13 protein-coding genes and 1 tRNA gene are annotated in these 16846 nt (G+C 66.1%); 6 read left to right on the top strand and 8 right to left on the bottom strand.

What is annotated here, in order from left to right:
- The first annotated feature begins 80 nt into the window (after positions 1 to 80).
- The 3 genes from ASF22_RS05770 to ASF22_RS05760 all read left to right on the top strand — a co-directional run bounded on the left by ASF22_RS05770 (position 81) and on the right by ASF22_RS05760 (position 5073).
- Complete coding sequence (locus tag ASF22_RS05770; protein ID WP_056174228.1) at positions 81 to 2033, top strand: PrkA family serine protein kinase; 1953 nt, start codon at positions 81 to 83, stop codon at positions 2031 to 2033.
- Positions 2034 to 2126: 93 nt separating this feature from the next.
- On the top strand, positions 2127 to 3428 hold the full coding sequence (locus ASF22_RS05765) for a YeaH/YhbH family protein (RefSeq protein WP_056262373.1): 1302 nt from the start codon (positions 2127 to 2129) through the stop codon (positions 3426 to 3428).
- Positions 3429 to 3501: 73 nt separating this feature from the next.
- Positions 3502 to 5073 (top strand): SpoVR family protein, encoded by a 1572-nt coding sequence (locus ASF22_RS05760; protein ID WP_056262371.1) that lies wholly within the window; start codon positions 3502 to 3504, stop codon positions 5071 to 5073.
- 136 nt (positions 5074 to 5209) lie between these two features.
- Here ASF22_RS05760 and ASF22_RS05755 read toward each other — a convergent pair.
- From ASF22_RS05755 to ASF22_RS05735, 5 genes are all read right to left on the bottom strand, one after another.
- Positions 5210 to 5286, bottom strand: a tRNA-Pro gene (locus ASF22_RS05755).
- A 197-nt stretch (positions 5287 to 5483) separates the two neighbouring features.
- Positions 5484 to 8693, bottom strand: coding sequence for a multidrug efflux RND transporter permease subunit (locus ASF22_RS05750; RefSeq protein WP_056174235.1), 3210 nt, complete (start codon positions 8691 to 8693; stop codon positions 5484 to 5486).
- Positions 8694 to 8985: 292 nt separating this feature from the next.
- Positions 8986 to 10140, bottom strand: a complete 1155-nt coding sequence (locus ASF22_RS05745) for an efflux RND transporter periplasmic adaptor subunit (protein WP_056174237.1) — start codon at positions 10138 to 10140, stop codon at positions 8986 to 8988.
- 137 nt (positions 10141 to 10277) lie between these two features.
- Positions 10278 to 10601 carry a rhodanese-like domain-containing protein gene (locus ASF22_RS05740; RefSeq protein ID WP_056174239.1) on the bottom strand — a complete coding sequence of 108 codons (324 nt, stop codon included), beginning with the start codon at positions 10599 to 10601 and terminating at the stop codon, positions 10278 to 10280.
- Positions 10602 to 10630: 29 nt separating this feature from the next.
- A complete protein-coding gene (locus tag ASF22_RS05735; RefSeq protein ID WP_056262369.1) occupies positions 10631 to 11935 on the bottom strand; it encodes a glycosyltransferase family 1 protein in 1305 nt (434 codons plus the stop codon).
- A 191-nt stretch (positions 11936 to 12126) separates the two neighbouring features.
- On the opposite strand from ASF22_RS05735, the gene ASF22_RS05730 reads away from it, so the two are divergent.
- Positions 12127 to 12996 (top strand): MBL fold metallo-hydrolase, encoded by an 870-nt coding sequence (locus tag ASF22_RS05730; protein ID WP_056262365.1) that lies wholly within the window; start codon positions 12127 to 12129, stop codon positions 12994 to 12996.
- Positions 12997 to 12999: 3 nt separating this feature from the next.
- Here ASF22_RS05730 and ASF22_RS05725 read toward each other — a convergent pair whose 3' ends face one another.
- Both ASF22_RS05725 and ASF22_RS25165 read right to left on the bottom strand, forming a co-directional pair.
- Positions 13000 to 13704, bottom strand: coding sequence for a glutathione S-transferase N-terminal domain-containing protein (locus ASF22_RS05725; protein ID WP_056262363.1), 705 nt, complete (start codon positions 13702 to 13704; stop codon positions 13000 to 13002).
- A gap of 108 nt (positions 13705 to 13812) precedes the next feature.
- Positions 13813 to 14370 carry an ATP-binding protein gene (locus tag ASF22_RS25165; RefSeq protein ID WP_280137408.1) on the bottom strand — a complete coding sequence of 186 codons (558 nt, stop codon included), beginning with the start codon at positions 14368 to 14370 and terminating at the stop codon, positions 13813 to 13815.
- Positions 14371 to 14819: 449 nt separating this feature from the next.
- On the opposite strand from ASF22_RS25165, the gene ASF22_RS05720 reads away from it, so the two are divergent.
- The gene (locus ASF22_RS05720) at positions 14820 to 15986 is read left to right on the top strand and encodes a YncE family protein (RefSeq protein ID WP_056262358.1); all 1167 of its coding nucleotides are present in this window, start codon (positions 14820 to 14822) and stop codon (positions 15984 to 15986) included.
- Positions 15987 to 16036: 50 nt separating this feature from the next.
- Here the strand turns inward: ASF22_RS05720 and ASF22_RS05715 are convergent, their stop codons facing one another.
- Entirely contained in the window at positions 16037 to 16282 is a 246-nt protein-coding gene (locus ASF22_RS05715) for a hypothetical protein (RefSeq protein ID WP_156368911.1), read from the bottom strand.
- Between the two features lie 465 nt (positions 16283 to 16747).
- Here ASF22_RS05715 and ASF22_RS05710 point away from each other — a divergent pair, with 465 nt between their 5' ends.
- Entirely contained in the window at positions 16748 to 16837 is a 90-nt protein-coding gene (locus ASF22_RS05710) for a K(+)-transporting ATPase subunit F (protein WP_056174250.1), read from the top strand.
- Positions 16838 to 16846: the final 9 nt, after the last annotated feature.

Raw genomic sequence — 16846 nt, 5'->3', positions numbered from 1 at the left:
CGCACTGCGACAAAACTGGGCCTGTCAGTTGCATCTCAGCCGAGACAGGATGAAGCTGTCGCTGTCGTGAGGGGATCGGAATGCCTATGCCGTCGACGAACGACCTGTTCCAGAGCTTCGCCCGTGGTTACGAGGCGCGCCGCGATACGGAGATGAGCCTCTCCGAATTTCTCGAAGCGTGCCGCGACGAACCGCTGATGTACGCTACGGCGGCCGAGCGCATCCTCGATGCGATCGGCAAGCCGGAATTCGTGGACACCGCCAAGGACCCGCGCCTCGGCCGGGTGTTCATGAACCGCACGATCCGGGTCTACCCGGCCTTCTCCGAGTTCTACGGCATGGAGGAGACCATTGAGCGGATCGTCTCGTTCTTCCGGCACGCCGCACAGGGCTTGGAGGAGCGCAAGCAGATCCTCTACCTCCTCGGCCCCGTGGGTGGCGGCAAATCCTCCCTCGCCGAGCGTCTGAAAGCCCTGATGGAGGTTCACCCCATCTATGTGCTGAAGGCCGGCAATGAGGTGTCGCCGGTGTTCGAGAGCCCGCTGGGGCTGTTCGACCCCGAGGTGATGGGGGCCGAGATCCAGGAACGCTACGGCATCCCGCGCCGTCGTCTCACCGGGCTCATGAGCCCCTGGGCGCTGAAGCGCCTGGACGAGTTCAACGGCGACATCTCGCAGTTCAAGGTGATCAAGGTTCGGCCCTCGCGCCTGCGCCAGATCGGTATCGCCAAGACCGAACCAGGCGACGAGAACAACCAGGACATCTCCAGCCTCGTCGGCAAGGTCGATATCCGGCGCCTGGAGACCCTGAGCCAGGCCGATCCCGATGCCTACTCGTATTCCGGCGGCCTCAACCGCGCCAACCAGGGCGTCCTCGAATTCGTCGAGATGTTCAAGGCGCCGATCAAGATGCTGCACCCGTTGCTGACGGCGACGCAGGAGGGCAACTACGTCGGCACCGAGAATATCGGCGCGATCCCGTTCACGGGCATCATCCTGGCCCACTCGAACGAGTCCGAGTGGCAGACCTTCAAGGGCAACAAGAACAACGAAGCCTTCATCGACCGCATCTACGTCATCAAGGTGCCGTACTGCCTGCGGGTAACGGAAGAACAGCGGATCTACGAGAAGCTCGTCTCCGGCTCCGAGCTGTCGCAGGCCGCCTGCGCGCCCGGCACCCTGGAGATGCTTGCTCGCTTCTCGGTGCTCTCGCGCCTGCGCGAGCACGCCAACTCCAACGCCTTCTCGAAGATGCGGGTCTACGACGGCGAGAGCTTGCGCGAGGTCGATCCCAGAGCCCGCTCTATGCAGGAGTACAAGGATTCGGCCGGCGTCGACGAGGGCATGGACGGGATCTCGACCCGCTTCGCCTTCAAGGTGATGGCCGCGACTTTCAATCACGACACCACGGAAGTCTCCGCCGACCCCGTGCACCTCATGTACGTGCTGGAGCAGGCCCTGCGCCGCGAGCAACTCCCGCCCGAGACCGAGAAGCGCTACCTCGAATTCATCAAGACCGAGCTGGCGCCGCGCTACGCAGAGTTCATCGGCCACGAGATTCAGAAAGCCTACCTCGAATCGTATCACGATTACGGTCAAAACTTGTTCGACCGCTACATCGACTATGCCGATGCGTGGATCGAGGATCAGGACTTCAAGGATTCCGAGACGGGCCAATTGTTGAACCGTGAGCTTCTCAATCAGGAGCTTACGAAGATCGAAAAGCCGGCCGGCATCGCCAATCCCAAGGACTTCCGCAACGAGGTGGTGAAGTTCGCCCTCCGGTCCCGGGCGCAGCATGGTGGTCGCAACCCGTCGTGGACGTCTTACGAAAAACTGCGGGAAGTCATTGAGCGGCGGATGTTCTCCCAGGTCGAGGAGCTGCTGCCGGTCATCTCCTTCGGTTCGAAGAAGGATGGCGACACCGAGAAGAAACACGGTGAGTTCGTCGATCGGATGGTGGCGCGCGGCTACACCGAGCGGCAGGTGCGCCGACTGGTCGAATGGTACATGCGGGTGAAGCAGGCCGGATAGGACGATCCCACGACGAAGGCGTCCGCCGTCAGGCGGCCGCTTCCGGCCCGTCGAAACCCGCGAGACTCTTGAGGGCGAAGGCAAACACACCGGATGCACATCGTCGATCGTCGTTTGAATCCCGGGGGCAAGAGCCTCGCCAATCGCCAGCGCTTCTTGCGCCGCGTGAAGGACATGGCACAGCGCGCCGTGCGGGAATCCGCCCGCGAGAAGGACATCAAGGATCTCGGCAAGGACGGGCGCGTGTCGGTGCCCCTGGACGGGGTGCGGGAGCCGCGCTTCGCCCGCCAGGCCGGCACGGGACTGCATGACCACATCCTGCCCGGCAACAAGACCTACGTGGAGGGAGACCGCATCGAGCGCCCGCCCGGCGGCGGGGGCGGCAGGGGCTCCGGCGAGGGCGGGGAGGGCCAGGAGAACAGCGAGGACGCGTTCCGCTTCGTCCTCACCCGCGACGAATTCCTCGAACTCTTCCTCGAAGACCTCGAACTGCCGGATCTGGCCAAGCGCCGCCTCTCGGTGGTGGAGACGGAAGGGTTGCGGAGGGCCGGCTACACCGTGTCGGGCTCGCCCGCGAACCTCGCGCTCACCCGTACGCTGCGCAATTCGATGTCCCGGCGCATCGCCCTCAAGCGCCCGAAGCCCGATGAGCTGGCGGCGTTGGAAGCCCGCATCGCCGTGACGCCGTCGAGCCATCCCGACCTGCCCGACCTGCTCCTGGCCCTGGCGGCCATGCGCGAGCGCACCAAGCGCATTCCCTACGTCGACCCGCTCGATCTGCGCTACCGCCGCTTCGAGGCCTATCCGCGCCCCGTGGCGCAGGCGGTGATGTTCTGCCTCATGGATGTGTCCGGCTCCATGACGGAGCACATGAAGGATCTGGCCAAGCGCTTCTACATCCTGCTGCACATCTTCCTGACCCGGCGCTACCGCCACGTCGAGATCGTCTTCATCCGCCATACCGACAAGGCGACGGAAGTGGACGAGGAGACGTTCTTCGGCTCGCGCGAGACCGGGGGCACCCTGGTCTCGTCGGCGCTGGTGGAGATGAAGCGCGTCATCACCGAGCGCTACGACCCCAACGACTGGAACATCTACGCGGCGCAGGCCTCGGACGGCGACAACGTCTCGTCGGACGGGCCGACCGCCACGGAGTTGCTCCGTGCCCATATCCTGCCCGCCTGCCAGCACTTCGCCTATCTCGAGGTCGGCGACGAGAACGGTCCCCGCGCCGGCTTCGTCGAGCACCGCACCACCCTGTGGCGCACCTACGAGGGCTTGGCCAAATCCGGCGGCGCCATCGCCATGCGCAAGGTCAACCATCGGCGCGACATCTATCCGGTGTTCCGCGAGCTGTTCGGGCGCAAGGACGCGCGGGCGGAAGCGGAAGCCTGAGGCGACGACGGCTTTCTCCTCCCCGTCGCGGGGAGGGGAGGCGAGACGAACCGCTTGGGATCAGAGGACGACCATGGTCGGCAGCATCACCCGCCCCACGTTCGATCCGGTGCCGGGCGCCCGGACGCCCCTTTTCACCGGCAACGACTGGGACTTCGACACGATCAAACGCATCCACGACGCCTGCGAGGCCGAGGCGCGGGAACTCGGCCTCTCGTGGTACCCGAACCAGATCGAGATCATCACCGCCGAGCAGATGCTCGATGCCTATGCCTCCATCGGCATGCCGCTGTTCTACAAGCACTGGTCGTTCGGCAAGCACTTCGCCCAGCACGAGGCCAGCTACCGCCGCGGCATGATGGGGCTCGCCTACGAGATCGTCATCAATTCCAACCCGTGCATCTCCTACGTGATGGAGGAGAATACGGCGACGATGCAGACCCTGGTGATCGCCCACGCGGCGTTCGGCCATAATCACTTCTTCAAGAACAACTACCTGTTCAAGCAATGGACCGACGCCGACGGCATCCTCGACTACCTCGATTTCGCTAAGGGCTTCATCACCCGATGCGAGGAGCGCTACGGCCACGGGGCGGTGGAATCGGTTCTCGATGCCGCCCACGCCCTCATGAACCAGGGTGTCCACCGCTACCCGCGTAAGAAGCGGCCCGATCTGGCGTCCGAGCAGCGGCGCGAACGGGAACGGGCCGAGCACGGCGAGCAGGTCTACAACGACCTCTGGCGCACGCTGCCACAGAAGATCGCCGGCGTGCGCCCCGACCTCGCCGTCGAGCGCCGCAAGGCGCTCCTCGAACTGCCCCAGGAGAATCTGCTCTACTTCCTCGAGAAGGCCGCCCCACGCCTCAGGCCGTGGCAGCGCGAGATCCTGCGCATCGTGCGCCTGGTGGCGCAGTACTTCTACCCGCAGCGCCAGACCAAGGTGATGAACGAGGGCTGCGCCACCTACTGCCACTATCGGATCATGAATTCCCTCTCGCAGAGGGGCCTCATCGGGGAGGCGGCGTACCTCGAATTCTTGACCTCGCACACCAACGTCATCCGCCAGCCGAACTACAACGAGCGCGGCTACGGCGGCCACAACCCCTACGCCATCGGGTTCGCCATGATGCAGGACATCGCCCGCATCGTGGAGCAGCCCACCGAGGAGGACCGGGCTTGGTTCCCCGACATCGCCGGCACGGGCGACGCCATGGCGACCCTGCGCGACATCTGGGCGAACTACCGCGACGAGAGCTTCATCGCGCAGTTCCTGTCTCCGAGGCTCATGCGCGAGATGCGGCTGTTCCATGTGGTCGACGATCCGGACGAGGCGGAACTGCGCGTCGAGGCGATCCACGATGAGCGCGGCTACCGCAAGATGCGTCGCTCCTTCGCCCGCCAGTACGACGTCGCCTGGCTCGATCCGGATATCGAGGTGATGGATGTGGATCTCGAAGGCGATCGTCGCCTCATCGTGCACCACAAGGCGCTCAACCGCATCACCCTGCAGAAGGACGATGCACGACGGGTACTCCAGCACCTTGCCGACCTGTGGGGCTATGACGCCATCCTCAGGGAGATCGATCCGGCGACGGACGACGTTCTGGCCGAGCACCACGCAAGCGCCCGGCCGATCTTCTTCTGATCGACCCGTTGCCGCGCGCACTGGCGGCGGGCGGCGGTGAAACGAGAGACGGGACATGAAAAAGGCCGAGGTGCGATGCACCTCGGCCTTTTCTCGGAGCGGCGGATCCAGCCTCCGGGTGTTTCCGTGCTTTGATTGGTCGGAGTAGCAGGACTTGAACCTGCGACCCCCTGTCCCCCAGACAGGTGCGCTACCGGGCTGCGCTATACTCCGTCAGATCGCTCCGAAATCCGCCGTTCCCCTCTCCCGAACCCATAACACGCATCTCTGGGGGGAGGTGCGATCGACCGGGCCGGTGGCGAGTGCGACGCCCCTTGCGGGGTGGAGGCGTCTTAGCTTTCCGCCCTCCGGGACGCAACCCCTAAGGTGGCTTCGAACATCGGATGAGGGCGTTCGAAGCCATAGGTTTCTCAGGCGTGCGACGGGGTCGCGTGGGGATCGTGCTTATCGGGCGTGGTGTTGTCCGGGTTCTTGCCACGCTTCTTCGCGATCCAGATCAACAGGTTGCGGATCACGACATAGAACACCGGGGTGAGGAACAGGCCGAACAGGGTCGCGCCGATCATGCCGAAGCACACGGCGGTTCCGAGGGCCTGGCGCATCTCGGCGCCCGGACCCGTGGCGATCACCAGGGGCACGGTGCCGAGGATGAAGGCGAAGGCCGTCATCAGAATCGGGCGTAGGCGCAGGCGGCAGGCCTCGACGGCGGCCGCCACCGGCCCCTTGTGCTCCGTCTCCTCGAGCTGATGGGCGAACTCGACGATCAGGATGGCGTTCTTGGCCGCCAAGCCGACGAGAACAATCAGCCCGATCTGCGTCAGGATGTTGTTGTCCTGGCCGCGGAACTGCACCGCCGCGAGGGCGGCGAGCACGCCTGTCGGCACCACCAGGATGATGGCGAGCGGCAACGCCCAGGATTCGTACTGGGCGGCCAGCACGAGGAACACGAGGAGCACGCCGAGGGCGAAGACATAGACGGCCGTGTTGCCCGTGGCCTTCTGCTGGAACGCGATCTCGGTCCAGTCGTAGGAATACCCCTCCGGCATGGTCTGGGCGATCTTCTCCATGGCCTCCAGAGCCTGTCCGGTGGAGATCCCCGGCTTGGCGTCGCCCTGGATCGGCACCGAGTAGAACAGGTTGAAGCGCTGGACGATCTGCGGTCCGCTGATCTCGCGGATGGAGGCCAGCGTTCCCATGGGCACCAGGGCGCCCGTGGACGAGCGGACCTTCAGCTGCTCAATGTCGCGCTTCTCCAGGCGGAACGCCGCGTCGGCCTGCATCCGGACCTGGTAGATACGGCCGAAGGCGTTGAAGTCGTTGACGTAGGCACCGCCGAGATTGGATTGCAGGGTCGCGAACACCGACGCCAGGGGTACGTTCAACATCCGCGCCATGGTGCGGTCGATGTCGATGAAGAGCTGCGGCGTGTCGTTGCCGAAGGTGGTGAAGACGCGCTGCACCTCCTTGCTCTGGTTGGCCTGGGCCAGAACCTCGTTGGCGGCCGCCAGCAGCGGGCCGATGGCCGAGCTCTGCCGGCTCTCGATCTGCATCTTGAACCCGCCGCCGTTGCCGAGGCCGCGTACGGGGGGGGGCGGGATGAACAGGACGCGGGCTTCCTGGATCCCGGCCGTGGCCTTGAACACGTCGCCGGTGATGACGGCGGCGGTGCGTCCCGTCGCGGCCCGCTCCTTGGCCCCCTTCAGGGTGAGGAACATCACCGCGCCGTTGGTAGTGTTGGTGAAGGTCGCGCCGTCGAAGCCCGAGATGATGACGGCGTTGGCGACGCCATCGACCTTGCGGGCGAGTTCGGCGGCATGCCTCACCACCGCCGTCGTCCGCTCGAGGGCGGAGCCGGCGGGAAGCTGGACCACGCCGATGAGGTAGCCCTGGTCCTGCTGCGGGATGAAGCCCGTCGGAACGGTGGTGACGAGGTGGAGCGTACCGGCGAGCACGCAGCCGTAGACGATCAGCATGCCGATGAGGCCGATCACCCGCCCGGTCAGGAACTGGATGATCCGGGCGTAGCCGTTCGACAGAGCGTCGAAGCCGCGATTGAAGGTGTTGGCGCACCACGCGATGAAGCGCGCGAGGAAGAACTTCGGCGGCTTGTGCTCGTGGTGGGGCTTGAGGAGCAGCTTGCAGAGCGCGGGGGATAGGGTGAGCGAGTTGAACATCGAGATGATGGTCGACGCCGCGATGGTGAGGGCGAACTGCTTGTAGAACTGCCCCGAGATGCCTGGGATGAACGCGGTGGGGATGAACACCGCCGACAGCACGAGGGCAATGGCGACCACGGCGCCGCCGACCTCGTCCATGGTCTTGTGAGCGGCGTCGCCGGGCGAGAGCCCCTCGGCCATGTTGCGCTCGACGTTCTCCACCACAACGATGGCGTCGTCGACCACGATGCCGATGGCGAGCACGAGGCCGAACAGGGTGAGGTTGTTCACCGAGAAGCCGAAGGCCGCCATGGCCGCGAAGGTACCGATGAGCGACACGGGAATCGCGATCACCGGGATCAGCGCCGTGCGCCAGCTCTGGAGGAACACCAGCACCACGATGACCACGAGGAGGACGGCCTCGAACAGGGTCTTGTAGACCTCGTGGACGGATTCCTCGATGAACTCCGTCGGGTTGTAGGCGATCTTGTACTCGACGCCGGGGGGGAAGTTCTTGGCGATGACGTCCATGGTCTGGCGCACCTGGCTCGCCGCCTCGAGGGCGTTGGTCCCGGGCCGCTGGAACACGCCGACGCCCACCGCCGGAGTCGCGTTGAGGAAGGACTGGGTGGTGTAGTCCTTCTGGCCCATTTCCGTGCGGCCGATGTCCTTGATACGCACGAGGCGGCCGTCGGCGGCCTTGACGATGACCTCCGTGAACTCCTCAGGGGTCTGGAACCGTCCCTGGGACTGAACCACGAGCTGGAACGCGTTCGACGCCGGAGCTGGGGGCGCGCCGAGGGCGCCGGAGGCGACCTGCACGTTCTGCTCCTGCAGCGAGGTCAGCACGTCGGTGGTCGAGAGGCCATAGGCGGCGAGCTTGTTGGGGTCGAGCCAGATGCGCAGGGCGTACTCGCTGCCGCCGAACACCGTGATGTCGCCGACGCCGTCGAGGCGCAGCAGCTCGTCGCGTATCCGCAGATAGATGTAGTTCGAGAGGTAGTTCTGGTCGTAGGTGTTGTCGGGCGAGAGCACGTGCACGACGAGCATCAGGTCGGGCGAGGCCTTGCGGACGGTGACGCCGAGGTTGCGTACGTCCGGCGGCAGGCGCGGCTGGGCCACCGAGAGGCGATTCTGCACCAGCACGTTGGCGATATCGAGGTTGGTGCCGACCTTGAAGGTGACGGTGAGCTGCATGTTGCCGTCGTTGGTCGACAGCGACGTCATGTAGAGCATGTTGTCGACGCCGTTCACCTCCTGCTCGATGGGGGTGGCGATGGTGGCGGCGACCGTCTCGGCATTGGCGCCCGGATAGGAGGCGCGCACCACCACGGTGGGCGGTACGATCTCAGGGTACTGCGAGACCGGCAGGGAGGCGTACGAGACGTAGCCGATGATCAGGAACAGGATCGACGTCACGGACGCGAAGATCGGTCGATCGACGAAGAAGTGGGCAAAACGCATGGGGTGAACCTCTCGCCGCTCCAGGGTGGTTCACCCCGGACGGGACCGTCTTGTCGTCAGCGGACGGGCGCACGGATCACGGACGATCCGGGTGCACGCTCTCCTCAGGTCTTACCGGCGATGGGCCGGACGTTCGTCTCGCGAGGCACCTTGCCCCCACCCGGCGCGCCGCGAAACGGGCGTGTCGTGCGACGACCCGGGGGCCGCGGCACGACACGTGATCTTGCCGGTGCCCGTCGATCCTGCGCAAGCGGACCGGTCTACGGACACGGGAACGGGGAATCGCTGTCCGTCAGCTCTTGCGGGGCGGCAGCGTCGACGATTCGGCCGTGACCTTGGCGCCGGGGCGCACGCGGGACAGGCCGTTGACCACGACGTTCTCGTCGCCCTTCAGCCCGTCGCGGATCACCCGGTAGCCGTCGACCTTCGGACCGAGTTTGACTTCGCGCGAGGCGACCGAGCCGTCGTCCGCCACGAGGTAGACCACACGCTTGTCCTGGTTGGCCGAGACCGCGTCGTCCGGCAACAGAATGCCCTGGTACGGCTTTGTCGCGGGCAGCGACACGATACCGAACAGGCCCGGCTTGATGAAACCGTCGGGGTTCTCGACGGTGGCGCGCAGGAGCACGGTTCCGGTGGCGTTATCGACGCGGTTGTCGACGAAGTCGAGGACGCCCTTGCGGGTCGGCTTCTCTTCGCCCGTGAGCGCAATGAGGATCGGAACGCCCTTGCCCCGCTGGGTCTGACCCATGCCGATCCCGAGGGATCCCTGGTACTTCAGGAACGAGCGCTCATCGACTGTGAAGCCGAAGAAGATCGGGTCGAGGGACACGATGGTGGTCAGCAGGGTCTGGTCGGTGATGACGATGTTGCCCTCAGTGACGAGGCGCCTGCTGATGCGGCCCGAGATCGGGGCCTTCACCTCGGTGAAGTCGTAGTTGAGCTGGGCCTGGCGCAGCTGCGCGTCGGCGCTGTCGACATCGGCCTGCGCGGTCTGCGAAGCTTGGCGGCGCTGGTCCGTGACCTGCTCGGAGATGTTGCCCGAGCGGCTCAAGGTCTGGGCGCGATCGAGGTCGGTCTGCGAGAAGTTCAGCCGCGCCTTGGCGGAGACCAGGGCGGCCTGGGCCTGATCGAGGGCGGCCTTGTAGGGGCGCCGGTCGATGACGAAGAGCAGGTCGCCCTTCTTCACGTTGGCGCCGTCCTGGAAATTGAGCTTCTCCAGGTAGCCCGTGACCCGGGCACGGACATCGACGATCTCCACGGGATCGAACCGGCCCGTGTACATGTCGGTCTCGACGATCTCGCGAACCACGGGCTTGGCCGTGGTCACCTTCGGCGGTGGACCGCCCGGCGCCTGGGCCAGGACCGGAAGGCCCGCCCCAACTGGAAGCCCAGCCAGGGCGAGACCGAGGGCCGGAAGAAAACGGAAGAGCGGACGCCTGCGCATATCGATAATCCCTATGCCCTTCGAGCTAGAGGTACGGTGCCGCCCATGGAGTGCGCTGCCGCACATGGTCGCTCGTCCGCCTGAAACCGAACGCGGTGTTCGCGAATACGGCCTGATCCGGTGGTCGAGCCGCGAAGCTATCGCGTGATCGGCTCGCCGGCGCCGTACCAATCCTTGAAGCCGCCGATGTAATGGGCGTCGATGGCGAGCCCCGCCCGCTGTGCGGCTGCCAGGGCGTGCACGGAGCGGACGCCGGCAGCGCAGGAGAACACCGGACGCCTGCCATCTTCCGACACCAGGGCGGCGATGGCGTCCGGATCGAAGGTCGAGAGCGGGTGCGTGACCGAGCCCGGGATGTGGCCGCTGGCATATTCATGCGGCTCGCGCACGTCGATGAGCAGGATCGTCCCGTCGGCGAGCCCCGTCTTGACCGTATCCCGGTCGAGATCGACCACGTTCATTGATCCATCCTCGTTCGTCCGCTGTTGTTTTAAGCGCGTGGGGAGGTGGCCGCAACGCGCTCGGCCAGAACCGCGTCGACGCCGGCGAAATGCCCTGTCCAGTCGGGCGGTGCGTAGCCGTCGAGGCGCGACTTCAGGTCCGCCCACAGGGGGGAGGCGGGAGCGCTCAGCGCCTCGATGGCTTCGCGCCAGCCCGGACCGTCGAGGGGGTCGAGGAGGTGGGCGAAGCCGCTTCCGATCTCGCGATGCACCGCAAGATCCGAGGCGACGACGGGCAGGCCGCAGGCTGCGGCTTCCACAACCGGCAAGCCGTACCCTTCTGCGAAGGAGGGCATCAGGAGTGCGGTGGCCCCCTGAAGCAGGCGGGCGAGGCCGTGGCTCGATAGACCGCCGACCTCGATCACGTGCGCCCGCATGGCCGGGCAGCGCTCCAGCATGTCGATGATGTTCTCCGCCTCCCAGCCCCGGCGTCCGACGAGGACGAGGCGCGGCGTCGCCGGGCCGTGGCGCTGGGCGAGGTCGCGCCAGAGGTTGAGCAGGCCGAGATGGTTCTTGCGCGGCTCGATGGTGCCGCAGGCCACGAAAGTCGGACGGTCGGGCACCAAGTTCGGGGCGCCTGAGGCCGGCTGGAACACCGGTTCGACGCCGAGCCAGGCCACGGTCGTCGGGCGTTGGGGAAGGCCACGGGCCGCGAGATACCCCGAGAGATGCGCCGCGACGTCGGCCGAGTTCACGAGGATATGGGCCGCATGGGCCGCGATGGTCCCCATTCGGGTGGCGTGGCGCTCGGCTTCGCCGGGTCGGCCGTATTCCGGATAGGCGATGGGGATGAGGTCGTGGACGAAGAAGACCGGGCGGATGTCGCGGCGGTCGTAGAGCCAGTCGAACCGCTCCGGCATGTCGAGGCGTAAATGCGAGGTGTGGAGATAGACCGTCCCCTTCGGCAGGCGGTCTGGGCCGCGTGCGCGCAGCACCGTCCAGGCCGTGCGGGCCTGGAGGCGTCGGCGTGCGGCGGTGTCCGGGCGCCGCGGCGGGCTCGATGTCTCGCGCACGGGTGAGCCGAGGGCTCCGGCAAGGCGGCGATAGACCGGATCGTCCTCCGCCGCGCGATCTTCGACCCAGCCCGCCGCCACAGCCTCGACGATCGCGGCGGCCTCGGCCCGTTCCAGCACCTTCGGGCCGAGGGCCGTCGAGACGAGGCCGAAGCGCGCACCGGTCTGCCTCAGGACATGGCGGGCGTAGGCGAGGTCGACCCGGTCGATTCCGCTGGGCGAGGCGTGACGAAGCCGGGTGATGAGGCGGGTGAGGTCGAAGGCGATCGAGGAGACGGGCATGATCCTCCGGTTGCGTTCAGGCGCGGCGCCGTATCGAGGCGCTTGTCTCGGCATCGACTTTTCCGAAAGCCGGCAACCACCTTTCGGGCCGATGCCCTATATGCGTGCCACAGCCCCGCGCCGATCCCTTAGTTAAAGGGATCGATCAACGCCACCCGCAACGCCGTCTGGCCAACCCGAGCAACGCCCCCGTGTCTCCCGGTTACCTGCCCTTCGCGGGCGCCCTCGATCTGCCCGCCTACACCTGCGACAATTGCGGGTTCTGGCAGCGCCACTTCACTGCTCCGGCCGGTTGCCCCATGTGCCTCGACGCGCGCCACGTGGTGCCGCAGAACGGATGGCAGTTCTGGACGGAGGCGGAGGCGCAGGCGCGCTTCCCCTGCCATTGGGAGGAGCTGGAGCCGGGTGTCTGGCGGTTCTGGAACGACCCGGTCTCGGGAATCGGGCCAAGCGCGTATCTGATTCAGACGCCACACGGCAACATGGGCTTCGAGGCCTGCCCGGTCTTCAGCGAAGCGGCGCTCAAGCACATCGCGAACCTCGGCGGCATGCAGGTGCTGTCGTCGTCCCACCCGCACGCCTACGGCGCTCTGGTGCAGCTGCAGGACCAGTTCGACCCGGAATTATGCCTGCCGGCCGCCGACTTCGTGTGGAGCGCAGCGCTTCAGGTGTCGTGGCCCTACGACGATTTTCTCGAGCCCCTGCCGGGACTCGAACTCCACCGCACCGCCGGACATTTCGATGGCCACGCCGTGCTGTTCGACCGATCGCGAAAAATCCTGTTCTGCGGCGACGCCCTGAAGTTCGAGCTCGACCCGAAGGATTTCCGCCGGGCCGTCACGATCTCGGCTCACAAGGCGTTCGTGCGCGGGGTGCCGCTCACCACGAACGAGTTGCGGCGCTACCGCGACGTGTTCGCCCAGCTCGACTTCACCCAGACCTGGACGCCGTTCGAGCCGGCCGCCAATTGCGGCCGGGCCGAGGTTCTGGCGCTCCTCGACGGCATGCTGGCGACCCGCCCGCATGCCGCCCCGGTCGCCCTCGATTCGCTCCGCGGTTGAGGATCAGGCACGCCCCTCGGCGGTCTGACCGAACATCACCTTCTTGGCGTCCTCGCTCATGGTCTTGCCGAAATCCGGGTTGACCTCCGGTGCACGGGCATAGGCCGCCTTTGTGGCCGGGCGCTCCGCGATGGTCGTGAACCATCGCGCGAGGTTCGGGAAATCCGAAAGGGTCTGGCCCTGCTTCTCGTAGGGCACGATCCACGGATAGGCGGCCATGTCGGCGATGGAATAATCCGCACCGGCCACGAACGCGCGATCGGCGAGGCGCCGGTCGAGGACGCCGTAGAGCCGATTTGTCTCGTTGACGTAGCGGGTGATGGCGTACGGTACCTTTTCGGGGGCGTACTGGGTGAAGTGATGGTTCTGGCCGAGCATGGGCCCGAGGCCGCCCATCTGCCAGAATAGCCATTGCAGCACCTCGGCGCGGCCACCCAGGTCTCGCGCGATGAACCGACCGGTCTTCTCGGCGAGGTACAGCAGGATCGCGCCGGACTCGAAAAGCGACACCGGTTCGCCACCGCCCTCGGGCGCGTGATCGACGATGGCCGGCATACGGTTGTTGGGGGAGATGGCAAGGAAGTCGGGCTTGAACTGCTCGCCGGTGCCGATGTTCACGGGCTTGATCGTGTAAGGCAGACCGGTCTCTTCGAGGAACAGCGTCACCTTGTGGGCGTTCGGCGTTGGCCAGTAATACAGGTCGATCATGGAGCATCCTTGATTCGTGCGCGAAGGCGATGAGCGCAACGCACGGTTACGCGCGCCGACCGTCGAACGGTTCACGCAGGCCCCATTGATCCCAGGACATGCCGGCGTTCAATGGGTTTGCGGTTCGCCGGGATTCGGCTTCGATGCCCAACCGATTTGGCCGGGATCTCTTGCGGGTACAGATCGGAGCGCGTCAGCGTCATGGGAAGATCGAGGGTGATGACGGCTCCCACCGGCGGTCCTGGCTATCTCGATCTGCCCCTGTACGCTCGTTGCGACGAGGCTGAAGACAATGTGTAGGCCGAGGCCGCCCTGGTCGCGCCCCGTCGTAAAGAACGGATCGAACACCGTCCCGAGGTTCTCAGACGGGATACCGGCGCCGTTGTCGGAGCGGGATGATCGACGATGGTCAACAGAATGGTCCCCGAGACCGGCAAACGAACGATCGGGTTGAACATCGTCTGTCCCCCAACGCGACCGTCCGGCACCGTCGCCCTCGACAGCCTGTCTGCGTTGGCCGAGCAGAGCCCCCCGAAAGCGCTGGTCGTTCGCATGACGGACTGCGCTGTCACACGCGATCAGGACCGGCCGCAGCCGGATGCCTCGCCGTCCCGCCAAGGGGAATTGAGCTGGCGTGTCCGCTCGCGGCCCGGCCGCTCGCCGCACGGGGTGCAGCTTCGCGCTTCGGCCTCACGCACGAGGCGCTCGGCCATGGCCCGCACCGCGTCCTCGCTGTCGGCGACATGACCGAAGGTGACTTGTCGAATTCAAAGACGTGGTCGGGGCCATAGCGGAAGCCCTCGGGCCAGAGACCGAGCAAGTGATCGAGCGTTGACTATCAGGAGGTCGACGTCGTAAACTACGTTAGTTATTGATGCCGACCAGATCTAAGAAATAGTTTAATCACATGATAAAATCAATATAGATGTCTTGCTTAAGGTTGGAATTTGGTCGTGAGGCAACACTGAATTAATTTCAAATACATGAAGGTGGCTTCCTAGGCCCTATGCCCGAGGGGCAACGACGGAAACGGCCGGGCGTCGCAGTACGGGGCCGGCCGCAAAGCGGCGATGCAACGGACGGGCTTTCCGGCGGATGTCCCCTATGTCGGGGTCATGAGAAGAACCCTCACAAACGCCGTCCGGGCGATCGCGCTTCTCGTCGTCACCAGCGCATCCGCGGCCGGGGCGCCACCCTTCATCCTTGTCGGCCTCGACGGTAAGACCTTCTTCGATCCCGCAGGCGGCCGCAACGGCCCGAATGGCCACGATTCCGTCGGCATCCTCGATGTCAGCGACGAGGCAAGACCTCGCCTCGTTCATACCCTGCCCCTCGACAATTCCGTCTACGGACCACCGACCAACCTCGGAATCACCCCGAACGGTCGGCTCGGCCTCGTCGCGAGTTCCGTCCTGATGCGGCAGGAGGGGACCGCCTGGTACGCGCAGCCCGACGACCGGCTCCATGTCATCGATCTCGCTGCCGTGCCGCCCCGTCTTGTCGAGACGGTCAAGGTCGGTCGTCAGCCATCCGGGATCGCCATCGACAGGTCCGGCGGCCTGGCATTGGTTGCCAACCGCGAGGGTCGCAGCGTCACCGTCCTGACCATTGCCGGGACCACGGTGCGCACGGTCGCCACCATCGATGTCGGCGACGAAGCGGCGGCGGTGGCCTTCGCGCCGGACGGGCGCCGGGCCTTCGTCGCGAAGAACAAGGCCGCCAAGCTCGGTGTCCTGTCCATCGACGGAACGCAGGTGCGCTCCGAAACCGGACTCGATCTGCCCGTCGGCCCCGGCGTCTACGGTCTCGCCGTCACGCCGGACGGGGCCGTCGCCCTCACGGGCAATACCGGGCCCGAGCCGAGCGACGGCCATGCCGACACCGTGAGCGTGATCCGTGCCGATGGGACTCGTCCCGTCGTGATCGATCATCTCGGCATCGGCGACACGCCCGAAGCCCTGGCCATCGCCCCCGACGGACGCCACGCCGCCGTCTCGGTCGTACGCGGGGCGAGCGCACCGCACGGCAGTCCGGGCTACACGCCGAACGGGGCCGTGGCGCTGCTTTCCATCGCGCCCGACGGCCAGGTCCGGCGGGTCGCCGAAGCCCCAGCCGGGGCTGTGACGCAGGGCATCGTCTTCAGTCCGTCCGGTGATTACGTCTACGTCGGCAACTACGTCGACCGGACGCTCGGCGTCTACCGAGTCGTGGGGGATACCCTCACGGACACCGGCCACCGGGTGACCCTTCCGGGACAACCGGCCTCCCTCGGCGGGCGATAGGCGGCCCTCCAGCTACTTTTGGGGCGACGCCCGTCGGCGGCGGGTCCGCCTCAATCGCCCATCGGGAAGTGCTCGATGAAGCGCACGCCCTGCCAGAGCTCGATGGCGTGGCCATCGACGAGCGCTTTCGCACGTGCGCAGGCCTCCTCGTCGTTCCGCGAGTCGAGGCGGACCGACCCGACGAGCGAGCCATCCTTCCCGAGAACCAGAGCGCGGTAAGCGGGCTCGATCTCCGGGTTCGTCTTGCCGCGGCTTCCCGAGCTATTCTTCGCCATAGGGATGTAGAGCTCCGGCATGGAAGAAGGCAGCCGTCACCGCGGCGCAACCCGACCGCTCGCGCGAGGTCGGCGTCCTTTCTCGGCGTGTGGATCGACGGCGTAATTAACTTGGATCAATTGGCTGTAAAAAGGTGTCTCGTGCACCCGGATCGGACTCCGGGCGGCCGGTGCCCGTTGGGTTCGGCCCTTCGCGCTGCGGACGGCTCTCGGCGCGTAATCCTCAGGGGGCTTCCCCTCGAACGAGCACGACACACAGTCTGGCGATCCTGATGGGATCCTTATGAAATCGCCCGCGCTTCCATCTCGAACCCTCATGCGGAACGCGTCCACAAGGGTCAACGAGCACGGCCAGTCCCAACACCGGCTCGCCGAACCGCAACGGACGCACCATGCCGGACATTACGTTCATCGCCCTCGGGCTCGCTTTCTTCGGCCTGGCCGCCGGCTACGCCGCGCTCTGCGAACGCCTCTGAGCTCCGCGCCATGACCCTCGACCTGACACTCGGCGCCCTCACGGCCCTAGGGCTGTTCGGATATCTCACCTACGCCCTCGTCCGCCCCGAGCGGTTCTGACGGAAACCC

The organism is Methylobacterium sp. Leaf87 (genome assembly GCF_001422775.1).
In the GTDB taxonomy this organism is placed as follows: Bacteria; Pseudomonadota; Alphaproteobacteria; order Rhizobiales; family Beijerinckiaceae; genus Methylobacterium.
This window is presented reverse-complemented; position numbering and strand designations above follow the sequence as displayed.